Source organism: Paraburkholderia tropica, from assembly GCF_900109265.1.
In the GTDB taxonomy this organism is placed as follows: domain Bacteria; phylum Pseudomonadota; class Gammaproteobacteria; order Burkholderiales; family Burkholderiaceae; genus Paraburkholderia; species Paraburkholderia tropica.
Window position 1 is genome coordinate 47,455 of record NZ_FNZM01000031.1, and the last position, 22,089, is coordinate 69,543.

General features: G+C 65.2%; 19 protein-coding genes. 17 read left to right on the forward strand and 2 right to left on the reverse strand.

Annotated elements, in window-relative coordinates; translation table 11 throughout:
- Nucleotides 1-140 precede the first annotated feature (140 nt).
- Together BMY06_RS35120 and BMY06_RS35125 are read left to right on the forward strand one after the other, a co-directional pair.
- Complete coding sequence (locus tag BMY06_RS35120) at nucleotides 141-920, forward strand: DeoR/GlpR family DNA-binding transcription regulator (protein WP_065059880.1); 780 nt, start codon at nucleotides 141-143, stop codon at nucleotides 918-920.
- Between the two features lie 29 nt (nucleotides 921-949).
- Nucleotides 950-1,561: a hypothetical protein gene (locus BMY06_RS35125; protein ID WP_074987485.1), complete on the forward strand. Its 612-nt coding sequence runs from the start codon at nucleotides 950-952 to the stop codon at nucleotides 1,559-1,561.
- A 7-nt stretch (nucleotides 1,562-1,568) separates the two neighbouring features.
- Here BMY06_RS35125 and BMY06_RS35130 read toward each other — a convergent pair whose 3' ends face one another.
- Nucleotides 1,569-2,990, reverse strand: coding sequence for an aminotransferase-like domain-containing protein (locus BMY06_RS35130; RefSeq protein ID WP_074987486.1), 1,422 nt, complete (start codon nucleotides 2,988-2,990; stop codon nucleotides 1,569-1,571).
- Between the two features lie 383 nt (nucleotides 2,991-3,373).
- Here BMY06_RS35130 and BMY06_RS35135 point away from each other — a divergent pair, with 383 nt between their 5' ends.
- Together BMY06_RS35135 and BMY06_RS35140 are read left to right on the forward strand one after the other, a co-directional pair.
- The gene (locus BMY06_RS35135) at nucleotides 3,374-5,182 is read left to right on the forward strand and encodes a nitrite/sulfite reductase (RefSeq protein ID WP_074987487.1); all 1,809 of its coding nucleotides are present in this window, start codon (nucleotides 3,374-3,376) and stop codon (nucleotides 5,180-5,182) included.
- Nucleotides 5,179-5,595, forward strand: a complete 417-nt coding sequence (locus tag BMY06_RS35140; RefSeq protein ID WP_074987488.1) for a DUF934 domain-containing protein — start codon at nucleotides 5,179-5,181, stop codon at nucleotides 5,593-5,595. Before BMY06_RS35135 ends, BMY06_RS35140 begins: the two co-directional genes overlap by 4 nt.
- 26 nt (nucleotides 5,596-5,621) lie before the next feature.
- Here the strand turns inward: BMY06_RS35140 and BMY06_RS35145 are convergent, their stop codons facing one another.
- Nucleotides 5,622-7,013 carry an aminotransferase-like domain-containing protein gene (locus BMY06_RS35145; RefSeq protein WP_065059875.1) on the reverse strand — a complete coding sequence of 464 codons (1,392 nt, stop codon included), beginning with the start codon at nucleotides 7,011-7,013 and terminating at the stop codon, nucleotides 5,622-5,624.
- Nucleotides 7,014-7,379: 366 nt separating this feature from the next.
- On the opposite strand from BMY06_RS35145, the gene BMY06_RS35150 reads away from it, so the two are divergent.
- From BMY06_RS35150 to BMY06_RS35210, 13 genes are all read left to right on the forward strand, one after another.
- On the forward strand, nucleotides 7,380-7,862 hold the full coding sequence (locus BMY06_RS35150; RefSeq protein WP_065059874.1) for an MSMEG_0572/Sll0783 family nitrogen starvation response protein: 483 nt from the start codon (nucleotides 7,380-7,382) through the stop codon (nucleotides 7,860-7,862).
- A gap of 18 nt (nucleotides 7,863-7,880) precedes the next feature.
- Nucleotides 7,881-8,936, forward strand: coding sequence for a Nit6803 family nitrilase (locus BMY06_RS35155; RefSeq protein ID WP_074987489.1), 1,056 nt, complete (start codon nucleotides 7,881-7,883; stop codon nucleotides 8,934-8,936).
- Nucleotides 8,857-10,008, forward strand: a complete 1,152-nt coding sequence (locus tag BMY06_RS35160; protein WP_080180666.1) for an MSMEG_0568 family radical SAM protein — start codon at nucleotides 8,857-8,859, stop codon at nucleotides 10,006-10,008. Before BMY06_RS35155 ends, BMY06_RS35160 begins: the two co-directional genes overlap by 80 nt.
- Entirely contained in the window at nucleotides 10,005-10,544 is a 540-nt protein-coding gene (locus tag BMY06_RS35165; protein ID WP_074987490.1) for an MSMEG_0567/Sll0786 family nitrogen starvation N-acetyltransferase, read from the forward strand. Before BMY06_RS35160 ends, BMY06_RS35165 begins: the two co-directional genes overlap by 4 nt.
- Entirely contained in the window at nucleotides 10,544-11,575 is a 1,032-nt protein-coding gene (locus tag BMY06_RS35170; RefSeq protein ID WP_074987491.1) for a sll0787 family AIR synthase-like protein, read from the forward strand. Before BMY06_RS35165 ends, BMY06_RS35170 begins: the two co-directional genes overlap by 1 nt.
- Nucleotides 11,576-11,625: 50 nt before the next feature.
- Complete coding sequence (locus BMY06_RS35175; protein WP_065059870.1) at nucleotides 11,626-11,907, forward strand: MSMEG_0570 family nitrogen starvation response protein; 282 nt, start codon at nucleotides 11,626-11,628, stop codon at nucleotides 11,905-11,907.
- Nucleotides 11,908-11,927: 20 nt separating this feature from the next.
- The gene (locus tag BMY06_RS35180; RefSeq protein WP_074987492.1) at nucleotides 11,928-13,226 is read left to right on the forward strand and encodes an MSMEG_0569 family flavin-dependent oxidoreductase; all 1,299 of its coding nucleotides are present in this window, start codon (nucleotides 11,928-11,930) and stop codon (nucleotides 13,224-13,226) included.
- Nucleotides 13,210-14,085 (forward strand): Pnap_2097 family protein, encoded by an 876-nt coding sequence (locus BMY06_RS35185; RefSeq protein ID WP_065059868.1) that lies wholly within the window; start codon nucleotides 13,210-13,212, stop codon nucleotides 14,083-14,085. Before BMY06_RS35180 ends, BMY06_RS35185 begins: the two co-directional genes overlap by 17 nt.
- Before the next feature lie 19 nt (nucleotides 14,086-14,104).
- Nucleotides 14,105-16,171: a methylmalonyl-CoA mutase gene (gene scpA / locus BMY06_RS35190; protein WP_074987493.1), complete on the forward strand. Its 2,067-nt coding sequence runs from the start codon at nucleotides 14,105-14,107 to the stop codon at nucleotides 16,169-16,171.
- A 276-nt stretch (nucleotides 16,172-16,447) separates the two neighbouring features.
- Complete coding sequence (locus BMY06_RS35195) at nucleotides 16,448-18,367, forward strand: PD40 domain-containing protein (protein ID WP_074987494.1); 1,920 nt, start codon at nucleotides 16,448-16,450, stop codon at nucleotides 18,365-18,367.
- A 371-nt stretch (nucleotides 18,368-18,738) separates the two neighbouring features.
- Nucleotides 18,739-19,812 (forward strand): hypothetical protein, encoded by a 1,074-nt coding sequence (locus BMY06_RS35200; protein WP_244144331.1) that lies wholly within the window; start codon nucleotides 18,739-18,741, stop codon nucleotides 19,810-19,812.
- A 199-nt stretch (nucleotides 19,813-20,011) separates the two neighbouring features.
- Nucleotides 20,012-20,992 (forward strand): LysR substrate-binding domain-containing protein, encoded by a 981-nt coding sequence (locus BMY06_RS35205; protein WP_074987495.1) that lies wholly within the window; start codon nucleotides 20,012-20,014, stop codon nucleotides 20,990-20,992.
- A gap of 62 nt (nucleotides 20,993-21,054) precedes the next feature.
- The gene (locus BMY06_RS35210) at nucleotides 21,055-22,080 is read left to right on the forward strand and encodes an amidohydrolase family protein (protein ID WP_074986271.1); all 1,026 of its coding nucleotides are present in this window, start codon (nucleotides 21,055-21,057) and stop codon (nucleotides 22,078-22,080) included.
- Nucleotides 22,081-22,089 lie beyond the last annotated feature (9 nt).

The window sequence follows — 22,089 nt, forward strand, 5'->3', positions numbered from 1 at the left end:
GAGCGGCGATCTTATCGGCGGCTGTGTGCGTGCCAAAGTCCGATTCGTCAGTTGCTTCGCGCGAGAACTGCTAAGCCGCGCAACGCCGGCCGCGTCACCCCTTACAATAGGGGCGTTGCTCACCCGCCCGTTCCGAGACCATGACACGAGACCCCCGCCTCACCCTCAACGCGCGCCAGCAGGAGCTGCTCGAATGGGTGCAGCGTGACGGCTTCGTGACCGTCGACGATCTCGCCGCGCATTTCGACGTCACGCCGCAGACCATTCGCCGCGACGTCAACTGGCTCGCCGACATGAATCTGCTGCGCCGCTATCACGGCGGCGCGAGTCTGCCCACGAGTTCGGAAAACGTCTCGTACGGCGCGCGCCAGCACATGTTCCACGAAGAGAAGCGGCGCATCGCGGCGCTCGCGGCTTCGCACATTCCCGATCAGGCTTCGCTGTTCATCAACCTCGGCACCACGACCGAGGAGGTCGCGCGCGCGCTCAATCATCATCGCGGGCTGCGCGTGATCACGAACAATCTGAACGTGGCGAGCATGATGAGCGGCTACCCCGAATGCGAAGTGCTCATCACGGGCGGCATCGTGCGGCCGTGGGACAAGGGCATCGTGGGCGAACTGACGATCGATTTCATCCGCCAGTTCAAGGTGGATTACGCGATCATCGGCACCTCGGCGATCGAACTCGACGGCACGCTGCGCGATTTCGACACGCGCGAAGTGCGCGTGGCCGAGGCGATCATCGAGCATGCGCGCACGGTTTATCTCGTGACCGATCATTCGAAGTTCGGCCGCCCCGCGCTCGTGCGCCAGGGACATTTGAGCCAGATTCACGCGCTTTTCACCGATAAACCGCTGCCCGACGCGATGAGCGAGACGATCGCGCAGGCGGGCACGGCCGTGTATATCGCGCAGTGACGTGACGCGTCACGGCCAGGGAGCCTGCGATGGACTTCGAAGCGTTTCTCCGGAAGTGGCAAAACGATCCCTCGACGTCATCGCAGATCGAGCGGCTCGTGCCGATGGCGGCCGCGCTTCGCGAGATGCCGCAATGCCTCGGCGCGGTGCTGGTCGGTTCATTTGCGAAGCAATCCGCTGACCGGCTCTCGGACCTCGACCTCGTCGCCTTTTGCGCGCCAGGCGATGGTCGTGTGCTGTTCGAGGCGATCCGGCAGCAAGTCGCGACGTCGCAGGCGCTTTTCACGCTCGATGGCGCGCACGATGCGGAGAGCCCGTTCCAGAAGCTCATCTTCGACGATATGACGTCGATTGAATTTCACGTCATCGCGCCGGCCACGCAACTCGTACTGGAACAGCCGTTCGTGGAGATCGTGAATCGCGATCGCTATCTGGAGTCGCGCAGCGTGAGCCGCCTGGCAGCGAGCGTCGGGGACGCGTCGTCGGCATATGGCTATGGCGATCGCGGTCTCGCGTGGGAACTGCTCACTTGCCTGAAATGGCTTTGGCGCGGCGATGTCGCTGCGGCGAAGCGCTATCTGATCGCGCTGGGCAAGGCGATCGACGCGTCGGAAGCGTCGGAAGCGCGCGCAAAGGTCTGACGACCGCTCAAGCTCCCTTCACCGTCTCCGAGAGTATTTCCCCCAGCGTGCGGATCGCCGCGTCGATGCGAGGCGACCACGGATGCCCGTAGTTCAGGCGGATGCAATGCTCGAACGCGCAGGTCGCCGAGAAAATCGGGCCGGGCGCCACGCTGATGCCGCGTCCGATCGCGCGCCGATGCAACTCCATCGCGTCGATCGCTTTGTCGAATCGCAGCCACAGAAAGTAGCCGCCATCCGGAATCGTCCATTGCGTGCCCGCGGGCAGCCAGCGGCGGATCGCGGCGCACAGCGCGTCGCGCTGGTCGCGCAGCGCGAGCCGCATTTTCTTCAGATGGCGCTCGTACGCGCCGTGTTCCAGATAGTCGGCGATGCCGGCCTGCGCCGGAATGCTCGCGGACAGCGTGGTCATCAATTTGAGTCTTTGCACGCGTTCCGCGAAACGGCCCGCGCTGACCCAGCCGACGCGATAGCCGGGCGCGAGCGTCTTCGAAAACGAACTGCAATGCATCACGAGGCCGTGGCGGTCGAAGGCCATCGCGGGCTTCGGATAGTCCGGCGAAAAATGCAGTTCGCCGTACACGTCGTCTTCGATGAGCGGCACGTCGTGTTGCGCGAGCAGGTCGACCAGCGCCTTCTTCTTCGCATCGCTGAGCGTGACGCCGGTCGGATTGTGGAAGTTGGTCATGAACCAGCAGGCGCGCACCGGATGCTTGCGCAGCGTGTTCGCCAGCACATCGAGATCGAGGCCCGTTTGCGGATCGACGGGAATCTCCACCGCCCGCAAGCCAAGCCGCTCGACCGCCTGAAGCGCCGCATAAAAACCGGGCGATTCGACCGCGACGACGTCGCCGGGCTGCGTCACCGCCATCAGGCAGAGATTGAGCGCTTCGAGCGCGCCATTGGTCACGACGATTTCGTCGGCGGGCTGCGAAATGCCGATACGCATGTAGCGCAGCGCAATCTGGCGGCGCAGATTCTCGTTGCCCGGCGGCAGATCGACCACCGTGCTCCACGGGCTCACGCTGCGCGCCGCGTGGCCGAGCGATTTGGCCAGACGCGACAGCGGGAAAAACGTCGGCGAGGGAAACGCGGAACCGAGCGGCACGATGCCCGGCTGCTTCGCGGCATCGAGCACGGAAAACACCAGTTCGCTGATATCGACCGTGGTGGCTTCATCTGCATCCGGCGTGGCCGCCTGCGTGGCCTTGCCGTTCACGGGGCGCGGCGCGACAAAGTAGCCCGAGCGTTCGGCGGCGCGCACGAGTCCCCATTGTTCGAGCAGGTAATACGCGCGCGCGGCGGTCGATTGACTCACGCCGTGCTGGGCGATGATCTGCCGCAGCGACGGCATGCGCGAGCCGGCGGCTACGTTGCCTGAGCGAATTTCGGTCGCCATGATTTGCGCGAGGCGTTCGTAGCGGGTCATAGGTGTCGGTGTGAGCGAAGGCGTGCGAGATCGATCTGCTACGGCGATTTTATCGCCGACTGCTTCTGTGCGTGGATCTCGAATGCGCGCATGATGCCGTTCAGCGCCCCGACGCACTGAGGTTGTTCTGCAAGGGGCGGGGATTACTGCGCGAGTGCCCGGTTCATCACCCAAACCCGCAGTGTTCGCGGCTCTGTATTGCCTGTAGCGCGGCGAACGCCGGCCCTCGGACAGCGATGTCCGAGGGCATTTTTCGTGGGCGCTACGTTATGTGCGCGTGCTGGCGAGCCGAATCTGCTGCGCTCATTTCGTCGTCAACTGCTACTGTCGCGGCGCGGCGAATCGGCGTAACTTCTGCGCTTCATTTTGGTTCGACGCGCGACATGTACCGCTACACAGAATTCGACCGTGCCTTTCTCCGGCAACGGGCTGCGCAGTTCAGAGATCAACTGGAACGCTGGAGTGACGGCCGTCTCGGCGAAGACGCGTTCCGCCCGCTGCGTTTGCAGAACGGCTGGTACGTGCAGCGCCATGCGCCGATGTTGCGCGTGGCGGTGCCGTATGGCGAAGTGTCGAGCGCGCAACTGCGTGTGCTCGCACGGATCGCGCGCGAGTATGACGATCCACCGGCTGACGTCTACGCGTCCGCCATGGCGGCGCAAGGGCAACTCGGCACCACGCGCCTGCCGACGCATTGCGCGCATTTCACGACGCGCACCAACGTGCAGTTCAACTGGATTCCGCTCTCGAAGGCGGCGGACGTCATGGATCTGCTCGCGACCGTCGATATGCACGGCATTCAGACGAGCGGCAACTGCATTCGCAACATTTCCTGCGATGAACGCGCGGGCGTGACGCCCGACGAAATCGCGGACCCGCGTCCGTTCGCGGAGATCATGCGTCAGTGGACGACGCTGCATCCCGAGTTCGCGTTTTTGCCGCGCAAGTTCAAGATCGCGATCACCGGCGCGCACGACGATCGCGCAGCGACGGCCTGGCACGATGTGGGCCTCGAACTGGTGCGCGACGCGGCCGGCGAACTGGGCTTTCGCGTGCGCGTGGGCGGCGGCATGGGACGCACGCCGATGATCGGCACCGTGATCCGCGCGTTTTTGCCGTGGCAACAGATCATGAATTACATCGAGGCGATCGTGCGCGTCTACAACCAGTATGGGCGGCGCGACAACAAATACAAGGCGCGCATCAAGATGCTCGTGAAGGCCGAAGGGCAGCGCTATATCGACGAAGTCGAGGAAGAGTTCCGGCAGATCGTCGAGCGCGACGGCGGCCCGCACACGATTCCGCTGAGCGAACTCGAACGCGTGCGCGCCTGCTTCGAGCCGCCCGCGGCGCTCGCGCAGCGCACGGCATCGCGCGATGCTGCCGAGCCTTCGCGCGCGACTGCAACGGCTACAGCAAGCACAGCGACAACGCCACGCTACGCGCGCTGGCTCGAACGCAACGTCGCGGCCCACAAGGCGCCGTCGCTGCGCATTGTCACGCTGTCGTTCAAGCGTTTGCATCAGGCGCCCGGCGACGCCTCGGCCGAGCAGCTCGAACGCGTGGCCGATCTCGTCGATCGCTTTTCCGCGGGCGAAGCGCGCGTGACGCATGCGCAGAATATCGTGCTGCCGTGGGTCCACGAAGACGACCTCGCGGCGTTGTGGGAAGCGGCGTCGCAAGCCGGTCTCGCGAGCGCGAACATCGATCTGCTGACCAACATGATCGCGTGCCCCGGCGGCGATTTTTGCGCGCTGGCGAATGCGCGCTCGCTGCCCATCGCGGACGCCATCATGGAGCGCTATCAGGATCTCGACGAACTGGAAGACATCGGCGAAGTGGATCTGCATATCAGCGGCTGCATCAACTCGTGCGGCCATCATCACAGCGGACACATCGGCATTCTCGGCGTGGATAAGGACGGCGCGGAGTGGTATCAGATCACGCTCGGCGGCTCGGACGGCACGCTCGCGAGCGGCGTCGCGCAGGCGGGCAAGGTGATCGGGCCGTCGTTCTCCGCGAGCGAAGTGCCGGATGCGATCGAGGCGATGCTGCGCGTCTATCGCGAAACGCGCCAGCCGCTAGACGGCACAGGCGCGGAGAAGTTCGTCGATACCGTGCGGCGCGTCGGACTGGAGCCGTTCAAGACGGCGGCCAATGCCGCGCGCGCACAGCAACGGAGCCTCGCATGAAGCCGCGTCTCGAACTCACGCTGCTCCATCGCGCCGAACATGATGCGCAAGCACGCGACGCGGTCGTGACGTTGCCGAACGACGCCGATCCCTTCGAGCACGCCGAGGCGATTCTCGCCACGCAGCGCGTCGAATTGCATTTTCCGCAATTCACCGATGGACGCGCATTCAGCCAGGCGTATCTGATTCGCCGTCGCCTCGGATTCAAAGGCGATCTGCGTGCATGCGGCGACGTGTTGCCGGATCAGGTGCTGCAGATCGCGCGCACGGGCTTTTCGAGCGCGGTGCTGCAAGACGGCGTGTCGCGCGAGGAAGCGCGCGCGCAATTGATGCGATTCGGCGGCTTCTATCAGGGCGACGTCACGGCGGATGCGCCGTTTCACGATGGCGCTCGCGAACGGCACGACGTTTGACTTTGCGGCGCGCGCCGCTCATGCGCTCACAGCATCGGCGAATGCAGATGATCGGGATGATCGAGCATATCGGCGACGAGATGCAGCGACTCTTCCATCGCGAGCGCATCGCCGGGACCGCCGAGACAGATCCGCACGGCATTGGGCGGATTGCCGTCGGTGCTGAAGGCCGCGCCCGACACCACGCCAATCTGTTTGGTGCGCAGATGCGAAGCGAGTTCCGAGGCGCTCCAGCCCGTTTCTCGCGGCACCGTGAGCCAGAGATGAAAACACTGCTTCGAGGTTTCGATTTCGCGCGAAGCAAACACCTGCGCCGCAATATGCTGACGCACCGCGCACTCGTCGCGAATCGCCGCGAGCATTTGCTGCGCGATGCCGTTTTCGATCCAGCGCGCAGCGAGATGCGACATATACGGGCTCGCCATCACGGTGGTCGCGCGCAGCGCGCCCGAGAGCCGTTCAGCATGGCGTGAGCTGGGCGCGACCACGTACGCCACGCGCAGCCCCGCGCCAAAACACTTCGACATGCCGGTCACGTAGTAGGTGAGTTCGGGCGCGAGCGTCGCGAGCGCGACGGGCGGCGCTTCGCAGAGCATGCCGTAAGCGTCGTCCTCGATGATCGGCACGTTGTAGCGCAGGGCGATATCGGCGATATGTTCGCGGCGGTTCTGCGAGAGCGTGCGCGTGGTGGGATTCTGCAGCGTGGGATTGCAATAGAGCACACCGGGCTTGCGCGTCTTGCAGAGCGTTTCGAAGGCGTTGGCGTCGAGCCCTTCGTCGTCGCGCGGCAGCGGCGCGAGCGTCATGCCGAGCTGCGTGGCGATGACCTTCAGGCCCGGATACGCCACGCAATCGACGCAGATCGTCTCGCCCGGCTTCACGAGCCGCAACAGCAACGCCACCAGCGCGTTATGAATGCCGGGGCAGACGAGCACGGCGTCGGCGCGATGCGAAGGCACCGTATGGCGCAGCCATTGACTCGCCACGCCGCGCTCGAATTGCGTGCCGCCGAAATCCTGATAACGCAGCATCGACCAGGCGTCCGCCGCGCCGATGATCTGCGCCGCCGATTCCGCGAGCAGCGCCGTCATCTCCGGCGGCTCGGGCGGCATGTTCATCGTCATTTCGAGCGCCGTGCCCGCGCGCAGCGGCACGGCGGGCGGCCGTCCGCGCACATACGAGCCGCTGCCCGCGCGCGAATCGATCAGGCCGCGCTTGCGCGCTTCGGCATAGCCGCGCGCGAGCGTGGTGTAGTTGATCTTCAGCGCATCCGAAAGATCGCGCAACGCCGGCAGCCGATCGCGCGGACGCAGGCGTCCGCTCGCCACGTCTTCCTCGATGAGATCGGGAATCGTCTGATAAACCGGCTTGTCGCTTTCGGCGAGCCGTTTGAGCCAATGGGCGGTAACGTTCGACATGGACGTGCGCGAGCAATCGCGTGAAGAATGAGCCTCTTCATTCTAGTGACGATCGTCGCCGGAAAATAAATCAATTGATCGCGCGTGATTGCATCGAATGATCCGAATTGATGCATGCAGGCACCGATTCGACGATTCTCTGCCCCATGCGCGGGCGGCCTTTAAATCAAGCGCATCGCCGCGTCCACGGCGTGCCGGTGCACGCGAGCCGCGCGCGCAGAAAAATTCGCCTGGATCATTCGCGACAGGCGGCAATGATTGGAAATTGATCGCATGGCACACGACGTTTGATGGCATAGCCGTTGCGAAATGAGAGACGCCGGCCACCGGTCGGACCAGTCCTCAATCATTGAACGGAGTCACGCAATGCCCGCCATCACCACGCCTGCCCACAAGACCGGCGACTTCCTCGTCGACTACGAAGAGAAGGTGTTCGAGGACGTCAAAGCCGAGCCTGGCGAGAAAGCGCTCGTCACGTTCCATACCGTTGCTTTCGAAGGCTCGATTGGCTTCGTCAACATGCTGCAAGCCACGCGTCTGCAACGCAAGGGCTTCGAAACCTCGATCCTGCTCTATGGTCCCGGCGTGATGCTCGGCGTCCAGCGCGGCTTCCCGACGCTCGGCGCCGAAGCGTTTCCGGGCCACCTGAACTTCAACAACCAGTTGATGAAATTCATGGCCGAAGGCGGCAAGGTCTACGCCTGCCGCTTCGCCTTGCAGGCGCTCTACGGCCAGACCGAGAAGGCGCTGATCGAAGGCGTGCGCCCGATCAATCCGCTCGACGTGCTCGATCTGAAGCTGCTGCATCGCAAGTCGAACGCGCTCGTGATCGATACCTGGACCGTTTGAGCACGCACGGGTATCGCCATGTCGACTCCATCTTCGAAGCGCATCGTGCGCGCCGCCGCGGTGCAGATCGCGCCGGATCTCACCTCGGGCGCCGGCACGCTCGCGCGCGTGTGCGACGCCATCGTCGAGGCCGCGCGTCAGGGCGTGCAGCTCGCGGTGTTTCCCGAAACCTTTCTGCCGTACTACCCGTACTTCTCGTTCGTGCTGCCGCCGGTGCAATCGGGCGCCGAACATCTGCGGCTTTACGAAGAAGCGGTGACGATACCCGGACCCGTGACCGACGCCGTGGCCGCGCTCGCGCGCGAGCACGGCATGGTGATCGTGCTCGGCGTGAACGAGCGCGATCACGGCAGCCTCTACAACACGCAACTGATTTTCGACGCGGACGGCCAGCTCAAAGTGAAGCGCCGCAAGCTTACGCCGACGTTTCATGAACGCATGATCTGGGGGCAGGGCGACGCCGCCGGTCTCAAGGTCGCGCAGACGGCGGTCGGTCGAGTGGGCGCGCTCGCGTGCTGGGAGCATTACAACCCGCTCGCGCGCTACGCGCTCATGACGCAGCACGAAGAGATTCATTGCAGCCAGTTTCCGGGCTCGCTGGTCGGTCCGATCTTCGCCGAACAGATCGAGGTGACGATCCGTCATCACGCGCTCGAATCGGGCTGCTTCGTTGTCAACGCAACGGGTTGGCTCAGCGACGCGCAGATCGAATCGATCACGCCCGATCCCAAACTGCAAAAAGCGCTGCGCGGCGGCTGCAATGCGGCGATCGTCTCGCCCGAGGGCCAGCATCTCGCCGCGCCGCTGCGCGAAGGCGAAGGCATGGTGATCGCCGATCTCGACATGGCGCTCATCACCAAACGCAAACGCATGATGGATTCGGTGGGCCACTACGCGCGCCCCGAACTCCTCAGTCTCGCGATCAACGAGCGGCCCGCCGCGCCCGTGGTTTCTTTCGACGAAGCGGGCGCCGCCCCTTCCTGGAGTGCTCAGCATGAATGCCAGCGTCAATCTGCCGGAAACGACACGGCCCGAGTCGATACTGCCCGAGTCGAAACTGCAACTGCTGACTGAGTTGCAGTCGAGCGGACTGCGGCTCGCCGCGCCGGACGCGGCGGGGCTCTCGCGTCGCGGCGGCGCGGGGCCGTCCGATCACAAGGCCGTGGTGATCGACGGCGTCACGCTGATGGTGCCGGTGCATACGCACGGCGCGCATCAATCGGCGTTCGTGGCCGAGGCGCCCGATGCGAACGGCGTCAGCGTGCTCGCGCGCGGCACCATTCCGGTCGCGCAGATCGCGTTCGCGAAGACGCCGCGCTTCTACAAGCTGCAGACGCTCGACGGCGTGCCGTATTCGCACATCGCCACGCTGCATGGCACCGACGTGCTCGCGACCACGGTGCTGCAAACCTGCATTCGCTACGAAAGCCGCAAGAAGGCGTGCAAATTCTGCGCGATCGGGCAGTCGCTGGCGGCAGGCCGCACGGTCGCGCACAAGACGCCCGAGCAACTGGCCGAAGTCGCGCGCGCGGCCGTGCTGCTCGACAAGGTCAAGCACATGGTGCTGACGACCGGCACGCCGCCCACGCCCGATCGGGGCGCGGCCGTGTTGTGCGACAGCGCGCGCGCGATCCGGCGCGCCGTCGATCTGCCGATCCAGGCGCAGTGCGAGCCGCCCGACGACGACGCGTGGTTCGCGCGCATGCGCGAGGCCGGTATCGACACGCTCGGCATGCATCTCGAAGTGCTCGGCGACGCGCTGCGCGAACGCATCATGCCGGGCAAGGCGACCGTGCCCGTGAGCCGCTATATGACGGCGTTCGAGGCGGCGGTAAAGGTGTTCGGACGCGGCCAGGTGAGCACCTATATTCTCGCCGGTCTGGGCGATTCGCCGGAGCGGATTCTCGACACGGCGCAGCGCCTCGTCGCGCTCGGCGTGTATCCGTTCGTGGTGCCGTTCGTGCCGATTTCCGGCACGCCGCTCGAAGATCACGCGCCGCCCACGCCCGACTTCATGCGCGCGATTCTCGCGCCGCTCGGCGCGATGGTGCGCGAAGCCGGTTTGCGCGCCGACGAGATCAAGGCCGGTTGCGGCAAATGCGGCGCGTGCTCGTCGTTGTCGTCGTTCGAAAAGGTGGCGGCATGAGCGGCGTCTATCGTGGAATCGATTCGAGCCCGGAAATCGTGGTCCGCTGGGCGCGCGAACGCTGGGAGATCGACGGCGCGTATGCGTTGCGGCGCGAGGTGTTCTGCCGCGAGCAAGGGCTTTTCGAGCACGACGATCTCGATGCCGTCGACGCCCACGCGCAGTTGCTCGTCGCGGTGTGCGACGCGCGCGTGGTGGGGACCGTGCGCATTCATCGGCGCGACGCGGTCGATTGCGGCACGACATGGTTCGGCTCGCGCCTCGCCGTGAGCGAAGCCTTCCGCCGTCACGGACGCATCGGCGCGACCCTGATCCGGCTCGCGGTCAGCAGCGCGCATGCGCTCGGCTGCGAGACCTTTCTTGCGCACGTGCAGGCGCAGAATGCGCCGCTGTTTCAGCGTCTGCATTGGCGCACGCTCGACGTGACGATGCTGTTCGGACTCGAGCATCACCGGATGCAGGCCGACCTTGCTCACTACCCCCCGTGCGCGACGCCTTATCTCGGCTTCGTGGTCGATCAGCGGAGGGCCGCGTGATGGCCGATGACGCAACCGTTGACACGACCGTCGATATAACGACGCTCGACGACCTCGTGGCAAGCGTGCGCGCAAGCCGAGGCGTAGCGCACAAGACCGATATCGCGCCCGTGCTCGCGGCGTTCGCGGACGCCGACGCGTCCGCCGTCATCGGCGCGGGCGACGACTGCGCCGCGCTGTCCGATGGCGACGGCTATCTGCTGTTCGCAGCGGAAGGCATGGTGAGCGATCTGATCGACGCGATGCCGTGGTTCGCGGGCTATTGCTCGGTGCTGGTCAACGTCAGCGACGTGTGCGCGATGGGCGGCCGACCGCTTGCGGTCGTCGACGTGATCTGGAGCGACGGCCTGGCGAACGCGACGCCGGTGCTCGAAGGCATGGCGGCGGCGGCGCGACAGCTCGGCGTGCCGATCGTCGGCGGCCACAGCAACGCGCGCAGCGAACGAACGCAGCTTGCCGTGGCGATTCTGGGCAAAGCGAAGCGGCTGCTCTCCAGTTTCGCGGCGCGCGCGGGCGATCGGCTGATGATGGCGGTCGATCTGCGCGGCGCGTTCGTGGAGCCGTATCCGTACTGGAATGCGGCCACGGAAGCGCCCGCCGAACGCATTCGCGGCGACCTCGCCGTGCTCGCGCAACTCGCCGAAAACGGGCTGTGCGAAGCAGCCAAGGACATCAGCATGGCCGGCATCGCGGGTACCGCGATGATGCTCGCGGAGTGCTCGCAGGTGGGCGTGCGTATCGATCTCGACGCCGTGCCGCGTCCGCCGGGCGTCGCACTGTCGCGCTGGATGCAGGTGTTCCCGAGCTTCGGCTATCTACTGAGCGTCGCGCCGCATCACGTCGACGCGGTGCGCGCGTGCTTCGACGCGCGCGGCATCGCGTGCGCGAGCATGGGCGAGGTGCACGCCGAACCGACGATCGACCTGCAATGGCGCGGCGAGACGCGCACGGCATGGCGTCTCGACGAGCGCGCCTTCATCGTTCCGGCCGACCGGCGCGCGACCCGCGCGTGGGACGCGCCGGCAGTCTGAATCCACCGTTTTGAATCCACCGTTTGAAAGTTGAACCCCAGGAGAACGCGATGCCCGTTACGCATTTCGTCGTGCGCTGGCCCGACGGCGAAGAGGAGCGCTGCTATTCGCCGTCGACCGTCGTGCGCGAATATCTGCGCCCCGGCGACTATCCGCTCGACGTCTTTCTCGCGCAGGCGCGCGACGGACTCGCGGCGGCCTCGGAACGCGTGCGCGCGAAGTTCGGTTACGCGTGCTCGTCGGCGATGGACCAATGGGCGGCGCTCGAACGCCGCGCCGAACCCTTTCGCACACAGGACGCCCAGGTCGTCACTGTCGTGCAGATCGATTGAAACGTCATAAGGAGAAACGCATGTCCACCCAGACGCACGCGGCCACGTCCGCCCCGACGTCGACGCCCCTTTGCGACGAGCATGTGAGCGTCGTCGTGGTGGGCGGCGGTCAGGCCGGTCTGTCGATGAGCTATTGCCTCAAGCAGTACGGCATCGATCATGTCGTGCTCGAAAAACACACGGTTACGCATACGTGGCGCGAACAGCGCTGGGACGCGTTCTGTCTCGTCACGCCGAACTGGCAATGCGCGCTGCCCGATTATCCGTATCGCGGCGACGATCCGCATGGCTTCATGAAGAAGGACGAGATCATCGCGTGGCTCGACGGTTTCGTGCAGCACGTCGACGCGCCCGTGCGCGAAGGCGTGGCGGTCACGCGCGTGACGCGGCGCGCGCAGGGCGGCTTCGTCGTGCAGACGAGCGCGGGCACGCTGAGCGCCGATCAGGTCGTGGTGGCCGCGGGCGGTTATCACACGCCGATCGTGCCGCGCATGGCCGAGCGTCTGCCGTCGTCGGTCGTGCAGATCCAGTCGTCGGAATATCGCAATGCGGATGCGCTGCCCGAAGGCGCGGTGCTCGTGGTCGGCTCGGGGCAGTCGGGCGCGCAGATCGCGGAGGATCTGCATCTGGCCGGTCGCAAGGTCGTGCTCGCGGTCGGCGAAGCGCCGCGTTGCGCGCGTTTCTATCGCGGCCGCGACGTGGTCGACTGGCTCGCGGACATGAAGTATTACGACATGCCCGTGGAAGCGCATCCGTTGCGCGAAGGCGTGCGCGACAACACCAATCACTATGTGACGGGCCGCGACGGCGGCCGCGATATCGACCTGCGCAAGTTCGCGAGCGAGGGCATGGCGCTCTATGGCGCGCTCGACGATTACGTCGATGGCGCGCTGCGTTTCAGGCCGAATCTGCGCGCGAATCTCGATAGCGCCGACGAAACCTATAACCGCATCAACGCGTCGATCGACAAGTTCATCGCGCAGAAGGGCATCGATGCGCCGCCGGGCGAGATCTATCGCGCCGTGTGGGAACCGCAGGCGGAGCGCAGCACGCTCGATCTTGCGTCGAGCGGGATCGGCAGCATCGTCTGGTGCATCGGCTTTCGTCCGGACTTCAGCTGGGTCGATCTGCCGATCTTCAACGGGCGCGGCTATCCGGGCCACGCGCGAGGCGTCACCGCGCAGGAAGGACTCTATTTTCTGGGCCTGCCGTGGCTACATACGTGGGGTTCGGGCCGCTTCTCCGGCATCGCGCGCGACGCCGCGTTTCTGGCCGATCGTATTGTCGAGCTGGCGAGGCCCGATGCGCGCGCGGCGTGACGTTGCGCCCGCGAAGCCGCCCGCGCCAGGCCGCACGCACTATCTCGCGGGCATGCCCGAGCTGGCTTTTTCCGGGCTGTCCGAGCAATGGCTGTTGCGCACCTGCGGGCAATTGCACTGGAACGGTCTCGCGGATCAGGTGCGCCTCGCCGCGCCCGACTTCTACGACGACGCGGGCCGCAAGTCCTACGCCGCGTTCACGGCGATACGCGTGCGCGAGGCGCGGCTGGAAGACGTGAGCGAGAACCAGCGCTTCGCCATCGAGGCCGACGTGCGCCGCATTGCAGGTGCGCGTCACTTCGGCGAGTTTCGCGTGTTCACGACCGAGAGCGCAATTGCGAAGGTCGAGATGCTATCGACCTTCGTGCGGCGCGCGTCGAGCGGCGACAACCGCTCGGTCTGCAAGGCTTCGTTCGATCGCCTGCCGGTCACGACCGCGCCGCCGCCCGCCGCCGCGCAAGCCATGCTCGAACAAAGCAGGCGGCTTCGCGCAGGCGAATGGACGCAGCACGGACGCCTTGACCGGAACGCGCACGCGGTCGAGCACGTGGTCGACTATCTGCCGTGCCCGACGCTCGATTTCAACGGCGCGCATCTGCTGTATTTCGCGAGTTTCCAGTCGATGGTCGATCGCGCCGAGTGGCATTGGCGCTCGACGCAGCACACGGCGCCGCCATCGCTCGTCGAGCGCGAGATGGCGTTCTACGGCAACGCGAATGTGGGCGACAAGCTCGTGCTCGCGTTCGGCGCGCGTCACGCGGATCACGCGGGGCTCTCGCACTGGTGCGCCATTTCCCGCGCGGCGGACGGCATGCGAATCGCCGACGTCGTGACGCACAAGCGCTGGTCGCACGAATGATTCCGCATGACAAATCCGCATGAATGACGCCTTTTCCGTGCCGCGCAAGCCGCTCTACACGCGCGCCGATCTGCCCGATGTGCCGTGGCTCGATGCGCGCCCCGGCGAGTTCCCGTTCGTGCGCGGCATCCACGCGACGATGTACGCGCAGCGGCCGTGGACCATCCGCCAATACGCGGGTTACGCCGACGCGAGCGCGACGAATCTCGCCTATCGGCGTGCGATAGAAAGCGGCGCGCGCGGCTTGTCGGTTGCGTTCGATTTACCGACGCATCGCGGACATGATTCGGATGACGAATCAATCGGCGGTGATGTTGGCATGGCGGGCGTCGCGATCGATTCGGTCGAGGATATGAAGCGCTTGTTCGAGGGCATCGCGCTCGACGAAGTCTCCGTTTCGATGACGATGAGCGGCGCGGTGTTGCCCGTGCTCGCGGCCTTTATCGTGGCGGCGGAGGAGTCCGGCGTCGCCGCTGAGCGCCTGCGCGGGACGATCCAGAACGACATCCTCAAGGAGTTCATGGCGCGCAACACGTGGATCTTCGCGCCGCAACCGTCGATGCGCATCGCGACGGATGTGGTGCAGCACGTGCTCGCGCATCTGCCGCAATTCAACGCGATGTCGGTGTCGGGTTATCACCTGCAGGAAGCGGGCGCGGACGGCGTGCTGGAGCTGGCGCTCACGCTCGCGAACGCGCGCGAATATGTGCTGCGGCTCGTCGATGCAGGCGCGGATGCCGATCGCGTCTGCGCGCAATTGAGTTTCTTTTTCGCCGTGGGCCCGGACTTCTTCGGCGAGATCGCGAAGCTGCGCGCGGCGCGCGTGTTGTGGGCGGAGCTGGCGCGTTCGCTGGGCGCGCGTTCGGCACGCGCGGCGCAGTTGCGCATGCATTGCCAGACGGCGGGCTCCAGCCTGCACGCCCAGCATGCGCACAACAACATCGTGCGCACGACGATCGAAGCGCTGGCGGCCGTGCTCGGCGGCACGCAGTCGCTGCATACGAACGCCTGGGACGAAGCGCTCTCGCTGCCCGGCGAGGCCGCGGCGACGCTGGCGCGCGACACCCAGCGGATGCTTCAGCACGAAATGGGCTTGTGCGAGACGGCCGATCCGCTGGGCGGCGCGTATATGGTCGAAGCGCTGACCGCGCGCACGATCGACGCCGTGAAGGCGAGGCTCGCCGACGTCGACGCGCAGGGCGGCGTGATCGGCGCGATCGAGTCGGGTTGGGTGCAGGCGCAACTTCATCGCGCGGCGGCGCAAACCCAGGCGCGCATCGACTCGGGCGAGCAGGTGATCGTCGGCGTGAACCGCGATCGCGCGGCGCTGCCCACGGACAGCGAATGGCTCGACGTCGACGCACGCGTAGTGCGCGCCGTGCAGATCGAACGACTGCGCCAGTTACGTGCGAGTCGCGATGCCGCCCGCGTGCGCGCTGCGCTCGATGCGCTCACGCATGGCGCGCGCACGGGCGAGGGCAATCTGCTGGCCTTGACGATCGACGCCATGCGCGCTCGCGCGAGCGTGGGCGAATGCACGGCGGCGCTGGAGCGGGTGTGGCCGCGCTGGCACCGGGCGCTCGCGAGCGAGGCGCAGATCTACGCGGCGACGCGCGGCGACGATGCGGCGTGGAACGCGGCGCGCCACGCCGTGGCGCAGTGGACCGCGTTGCAAGGGCGCGCGCCGCGCATGGCGCTTGCGAAGCTGGGCCTCGACGGCCACGACCGCGGCGTGCGCGTGGTGGCGGGCGGGCTCGCGGATGCGGGCTTCGATGTGCGCCTCGGGCCGCTGTTCACGACACCGCAAGAGGTGGCCGCGTGGGCGCACGCGTGCGATCCCGACATCGTCGGCGTATCGACGCTGGCGGGCGCACATGGCGCGCTGGTGCCGACACTCCTCGACGCGTTGCGGGCGCATCGCTGCGACGCGCCGCTCGTGCTCGGCGGCATCGTGCCCGAAGCGCATCGCGAGGCCCTGCTCGCGGCGGGCGTGGCGCGGATCGTCGGGCCGGATACGCCGCTCGACCGGATCGTTCTCGACGTGCTCCGGGCGCTCAGCCCGCAGGCGCAGCCTTCGCCCTGCTGAAAGCGCGCGCGGCGCACCGGCCGCACCAAAGTACCAGCATCGGCGGCTTGCCCGCGCGCCGCACCGTCGCGGGGCATGCGCCTGCACGCCCCGGAACGCCCGACCGGCGGACTTTCCAGCCGATTCGGCAGGCCCCGCCGCGCAACGCCCGTTCCCAAAAAGTGCCAGCGAATCTGCAATTTGTATAGGGACAAGTCCGCGCCTCGGGCCTATCTTCCTATCAGCCTGGCGGTTTGCGCTTTGCTGTGACGCTGATAAAAAATGGAGACTAGTACTGTGCGTTCTTCGCTTCAGTTGAAAACGAAAATCCTGACTTGCCTTTCTCTTGCCACCGCCGTCGCGCTCGCTCACGCAGCGGAACCCGCGACGACGACCAAAGGCGACCTGTTGATTTACCGGATCGGCCCCACCACCTCCGAACTCTACGTCGCCAATGCCGACGGCAGCGACGAACATCGGCTCATTCAGTCCGATGGTTTCGACTATCACGGTGCATTCTCGGCGGACGGCAAGTGGGTCGTCTTTACGTCCGAGCGCGACGGCCTCGGCCATGCGAGCCTGTACCGCGTGCGGGTGGACGGCACGGGCCTGCAGCGCCTGACCGACTGGACCGGCATCAGCGACGCCGCGGTCTTCAATCCGACCGATTCGAATGTCATCGCGTTCGTTTCCTCGCGCCGCGGCAAGAATACGTGGGGCACCACGAATATCTGGACGCTCAACATCAAGACCGGCGCGCTGCATAACGTGACCGGCAACATCAAGTTCGATCCGGACAAGCCGCACAGCTTCTTCCGGCCGTCGTGGTCGCCGGATGGCAAGTGGATTGCGCTGTCGTCGGATATCGGCAGCGAATGGCGCGGGCACAACCTGCCGGTCGGCTGGGAGCGCACCCAGGAAGGCAGCATCTACGAAATCCATCCGGATGGTACGGGCTTCAAGCAGATTTCCGCGCGCCCCGGTTATACCGAAGGTTCGCCGTCGTGGTCGCAGGACAGCAAGCACGTCGTGTTCTACGAAACGCCGGTCGAATCGACCTGGGGCGCACACCGTCCCGAAGCCATCGGCAAGGTCGAGACGCAGATCGTGCAGGTCGACGTGGCGACGGGCGAGCGCAAGGAGCTGACGAGTTCGCCGGGCTTCAAGGTGTTCCCGCAGTACGTGGGCGCGAACGACGTCGCGTGGCACATCAAGAACGGCCCGCAGGAAGGCCTCTACACGACGAGCGGCCAGTCGCGCGTGACGGCGGGCAGCGGCATTCGCTCGCCGCATTACTCGGCCGACGGCAAGAAGGTCGTCTACGAGAAAGTGGTGTATGCAAAACCGTTCCATCCGAACGGCACGCCGCTTTACAGCTTCGATCCGCAATGGAACTACCGTTTCGTCGATGTCTTCCCGCAACTCTCGCGTGACGGCAAGTCGCTCGTGTACACGGAGAAGGCGGTCGGTTCGTCGATCGTGGTGTCGAATGCCGACTTCAGCGACGCGCGCCATATCTACGACCCGGCCACCAGCGGTCTCGATCCGAAGTTGATTCAGATGGGTCTCGCGGGCGCGTTCCAGCCGACGTGGTCGCCGGACAAGCAATGGGTGGCGTTCGGCGTGGGCGGCTGGTTCTTCACGCGCGATCACATGCCGGGCCGCATCATGCGCATCAAGGCCGACGGCAGCATGAACGGCAAGCCGGAAGTGCTGACCGACGGCAAGGAGAACGCGGGCTTCCCGAGCTATTCGCCGGACGGCACGCGCATCGTCTACCGTGTGTGGAGCGAGACGGACAAGGGTCTGCGGATCCTCGACCTCGCGACGCACAAGACCACGGTGCTGACCACCGAGCCGGACAATCTGCCCGGCTGGTCGCCGGACGGCCAGCGGATCGTGTTCACGCGCAAGGAAGTCAATCCGACCGATCCGAACAAGTTCCACTACGACGTGTACACGATTCATCCGGATGGCTCCGACGTGCAGCGCGTCACGACGCCGGGTTCGAATCAGGCGCACGCGACCTGGACGTGGGACGGCCGCATTGCGTACAGCTCGGGTGAATATGGCTTCCGCGACGAGCTCTCACTCTACGACGACACGTTCCAGCCCGACGGCCAGAACTGGGTGATGAATGCGGACGGCAGCGATCGTCATGCGATTACCGACACGCTGTGGGAAGACTCGATGCCGCTGTATATTCCCCGTCAATAAGAACGCACTGAAGTTTTAATCCGCAAAGGCATCGTGTTCAGGCACGGTGCCTTTTTGTTTTAATCGCGTTCTTATCGACGCAATAGCATCGGATTCCTGATTAATTGAAAAAATGCCTTGAAATAGCCTGAAATATGGGTGCCTTCGCGAATCCAGACTTACCCGAATGCCCCATCAGATCGCTAAAAAGTGCCAGCGAAAATCACTTTTGTGTAAAGGCAACCACGCTGCTATCGCTTAAATTGCCTATCACCGCAGCCCGGCTTTGACTAACGCGATTCACGAAACTTCACGGAACGCGTGGCCGGCGGTGCGAAAAATCGAGTCGAAAATCGACCGCGTCTTGCATATCGACAAATATGGAAGGAGACATGAAAAAATCAAACGCTACCCGCATGCCGATGTTGGGTGTGGCTTTCGTCGGCTTGCTGGCTGGTGCGGGGGCCGCTCATGCAGCAGATCCGTCAGCAGGCGCATCGACTGCATCGAGCACATCGAATTCATCGAGCGCAACCCAGGTCGCCCAGGCAGGCGGTTCGATCTCCAGCGCCGCGCCTCTGACGCTCTCCCAGGCCAGCACGGTGACTGCGCCGCTCTCGCCGCCGCCGAGCCTCTACACGCCGCCGACCTCGTGGAACGACACGTATATCGGCTATCGCGTGGGCACCAACTTCTACTATCCCGGCGTGCGAACGGCATCCGGCGCGCCGGCGAAGATCACGCAGAACATCGGCTATCTGACGACCACGGGCGGCTTCAAGTACGGCAGCTACGCGTTCAACGTGGACTACCTCGTCTCCAGCATGGCGAACCCGGAAGCGGGACCGACCAATGCCTACGGTTATGCGACGGCAGGTTCGGGCGGCGCGCAGGAAGTCTATAGCGTCGGCCGCGTCACGTTCAGCGCGAGCAAGATTTTCGGCCGGCCGTTTTCGTATGGCGTCATGCGCGATTTCGGGCTGACCGTGGGCTATGAATTCGGCACCAAGAACGACGCCTACGCCGAACGGGCTCGCATGGTGGTGGTCGGGCCGACCATCGACTTCGCGATTCCGAATGGCTTCTGGAACGTCACGCTCGGCGTGCGCACCGAGAGCAATCACGACGGCATCACGAATGTCGAGGTGCATTTCAACCCGGCGGTTCACCTCGAAAGTTCGTGGCTCTACGCGTTCCGTCTCGGTCCCGTGCCGCTGGTATTCAAGGGTTTCGCCAGCGTCACCGGGCCGAAGGGCCGCGATGGCTTCGGCGTGGAGACCACGACGGAATTCCTGACGCGCGCCTATCTGCTGGCGGACGTCGGTTCCTTCGTCGGTCATCCGCGCACGGCCTACATGGGTCTCGGTTACGAATACTGGCACAACATGTACGGCACGCGCTCTTCGGAACAGCCGGGCACGACGCAGACCTCGGTCCCGATGTTCGTGGCGGAAATCCACTTCTGATCGGTCCGCGATTCAACGCGGCCATCGTCGACCCAGGGGACTGGGAGGCGATGGCCGGCAATGCGATCGGTCCGGCGCCGACGAAAATCGACAATAAAGAGAGGAATGGGAATGATGAAGAAGCGACTCACAGGCATCGCGCCGCCGAAGGCCGCGGGCCTCGTTTTAACGCACCGGTGACATTGCTGAGGTCCATGACGTGTCCGCTCTCGACTCGTACCTGCAGACCAACCTGAAGGCGCGGCATCTGCGCCTGCTCGTGGCGATCGACACTTATCGCAATCTGACTCAGGTCGCCGACGTCACGAACGTGACGGTGCCGGCCATTTCCAAGTCCCTTGCCGAACTCGAACGCGGGCTCGGCCTCACGCTGTTCACGCGCACGGCGCGCGCGCTCGTGCCCACCCAGTACGGCGATTGCCTGATCCGCCACGCGCGCGAACTGCTGACCAATCTGAATCAGACTCGCGACGAACTGAAGGCGTTGAGCTCGGGCACCGAAGGCAAGATCCATATCGGCATGTTGCCGGCCTCGGCCTCGGTGTTGCTGCCTCAGGCGCTGAGCCTGCTCAAGCAGCGTTCGCCGGGCACCAACGTGATGGTGACCGAAGGCACAACGGCGTCGCTGCTGCCCGAACTCTGGCAAGGCCATCTCGATCTCGTGGTGGGCCGCTTGCCGCCGCCCGATACGCTCGGCAGTTTCGAAGAGCGGGAACTGCTCGAGGAACCCGTGACGCTGATGGTCGGCCGCCACCATCCGCTTGCGCGCAAAAAGCAGTTGAACTGGTCGGATCTGCGCCCCTTTCCGTGGATCTTGCCGCCGCCCGGTTCGATATTGCGCGATCCGCTGGAACGCGCGCTCGAAGCGCATGACGTGCCGCTGACGAACAACTACATCGAGACGCTTTCGATGCATGTCGCGCGCGTGCAACTGCAAATTTCCGACTTCATCGCCGTGATGGCGGGCACGCCCGGCGGCGACGCGGCCCAGCCGTTTCACACGCTGCCCTTGCGGCTGCCGCGACTGCTGCGGCCCGCCGGCGTGCTGTGGAATCGCAATCGCGGCTTGACGCCCGGCGCGCGGCGCATGCTGTCGTGCCTCGAAGAGATTGCCGAACAGCTGGAAGCGGGGGCGGTGAGCGCGCGCGCGGTGCCGGCGGTTTCTTTAGCCACTGGCTGACTCACACTCGAACTCATTCAATACTCGGAAACGCTGCGTTTGATTTCCGGACGGAACCCAACATGATCATCGATTGCCACGGTCACTTCACGACCGTTCCCGCTTCGTTCCGCGACTGGCGCGCGAAGCAGATCGCCGCCGCCAACGACCCGGCCAACGCGCCGCCGCTTTCGGGCGCGCACGTGAGCGACGACGAAATCCGCGAAGGCGTCGGCAACGGCCAGTTGCGCCTGCAAAAAGAGCGCGGCGGCGACCTCACGCTGTTCTCGCCGATCGCCGGCCTGATGAGCCATCACCTCGGCAACGAGCGCACCAGCCTCGAATGGGCCGAAGTGTCGAACAACCTCGTGCGCCGCGTCTGCGATATCTATCCGGACAACTTCGTGCCGGTCTGCCAGCTGCCGCAATCGCCGCTCGCGCCGCCGAAGAACTCCGTCGCCGAACTGCGCCGCTGCGTCGAGGAAATGGGTTTTGTCGGCTGCAATCTGAATCCGGATCCGAGCGGCGGTTACTGGACCGGCAAGCCGATGACGGACCGCGAATGGTATCCGCTTTACGAAGCGCTCTGCGATCTCGACGTGCCCGCCATGATTCACGTGGCCGCGTCGTGCAACGCCTGCCATCACGGCACCGGCGCGCATTATCTGAACGCCGATACCTCGGTCTTCATGCAACTGCTGCAAGGCAACGTATTCAAGGATTTCCCGACGCTGCGTCTCGTGATTCCGCACGGCGGCGGCGCGGTGCCGTATCACTGGGGTCGTTATCGCGGCATGTCGCTGGAAATGATGGATCGCCCGCTCGAAGGTCTGCTGAACAACATCTTCTTCGACACCTGCGTGTATCACCATCCGGGCGTTGAATTGCTCACCAAGGTCGTGCCGACGAGCAACGTGCTGTTCGGTTCGGAAATGATCGGCGCCGTGCGCGGCCGCGATCCGGATACCGGCGAGTATTTCGACGACACCAAGCGCTACGTCGACGCCTGCGACGCGCTGAGCGATGCCGACCGTCACGCGATTTTCGAAGGCAACGCGCGCCGTGTGTATCCGCGCCTCGATGCGCTTCTCAAGTCCCGCGGCCTGTAATCGCGCCCG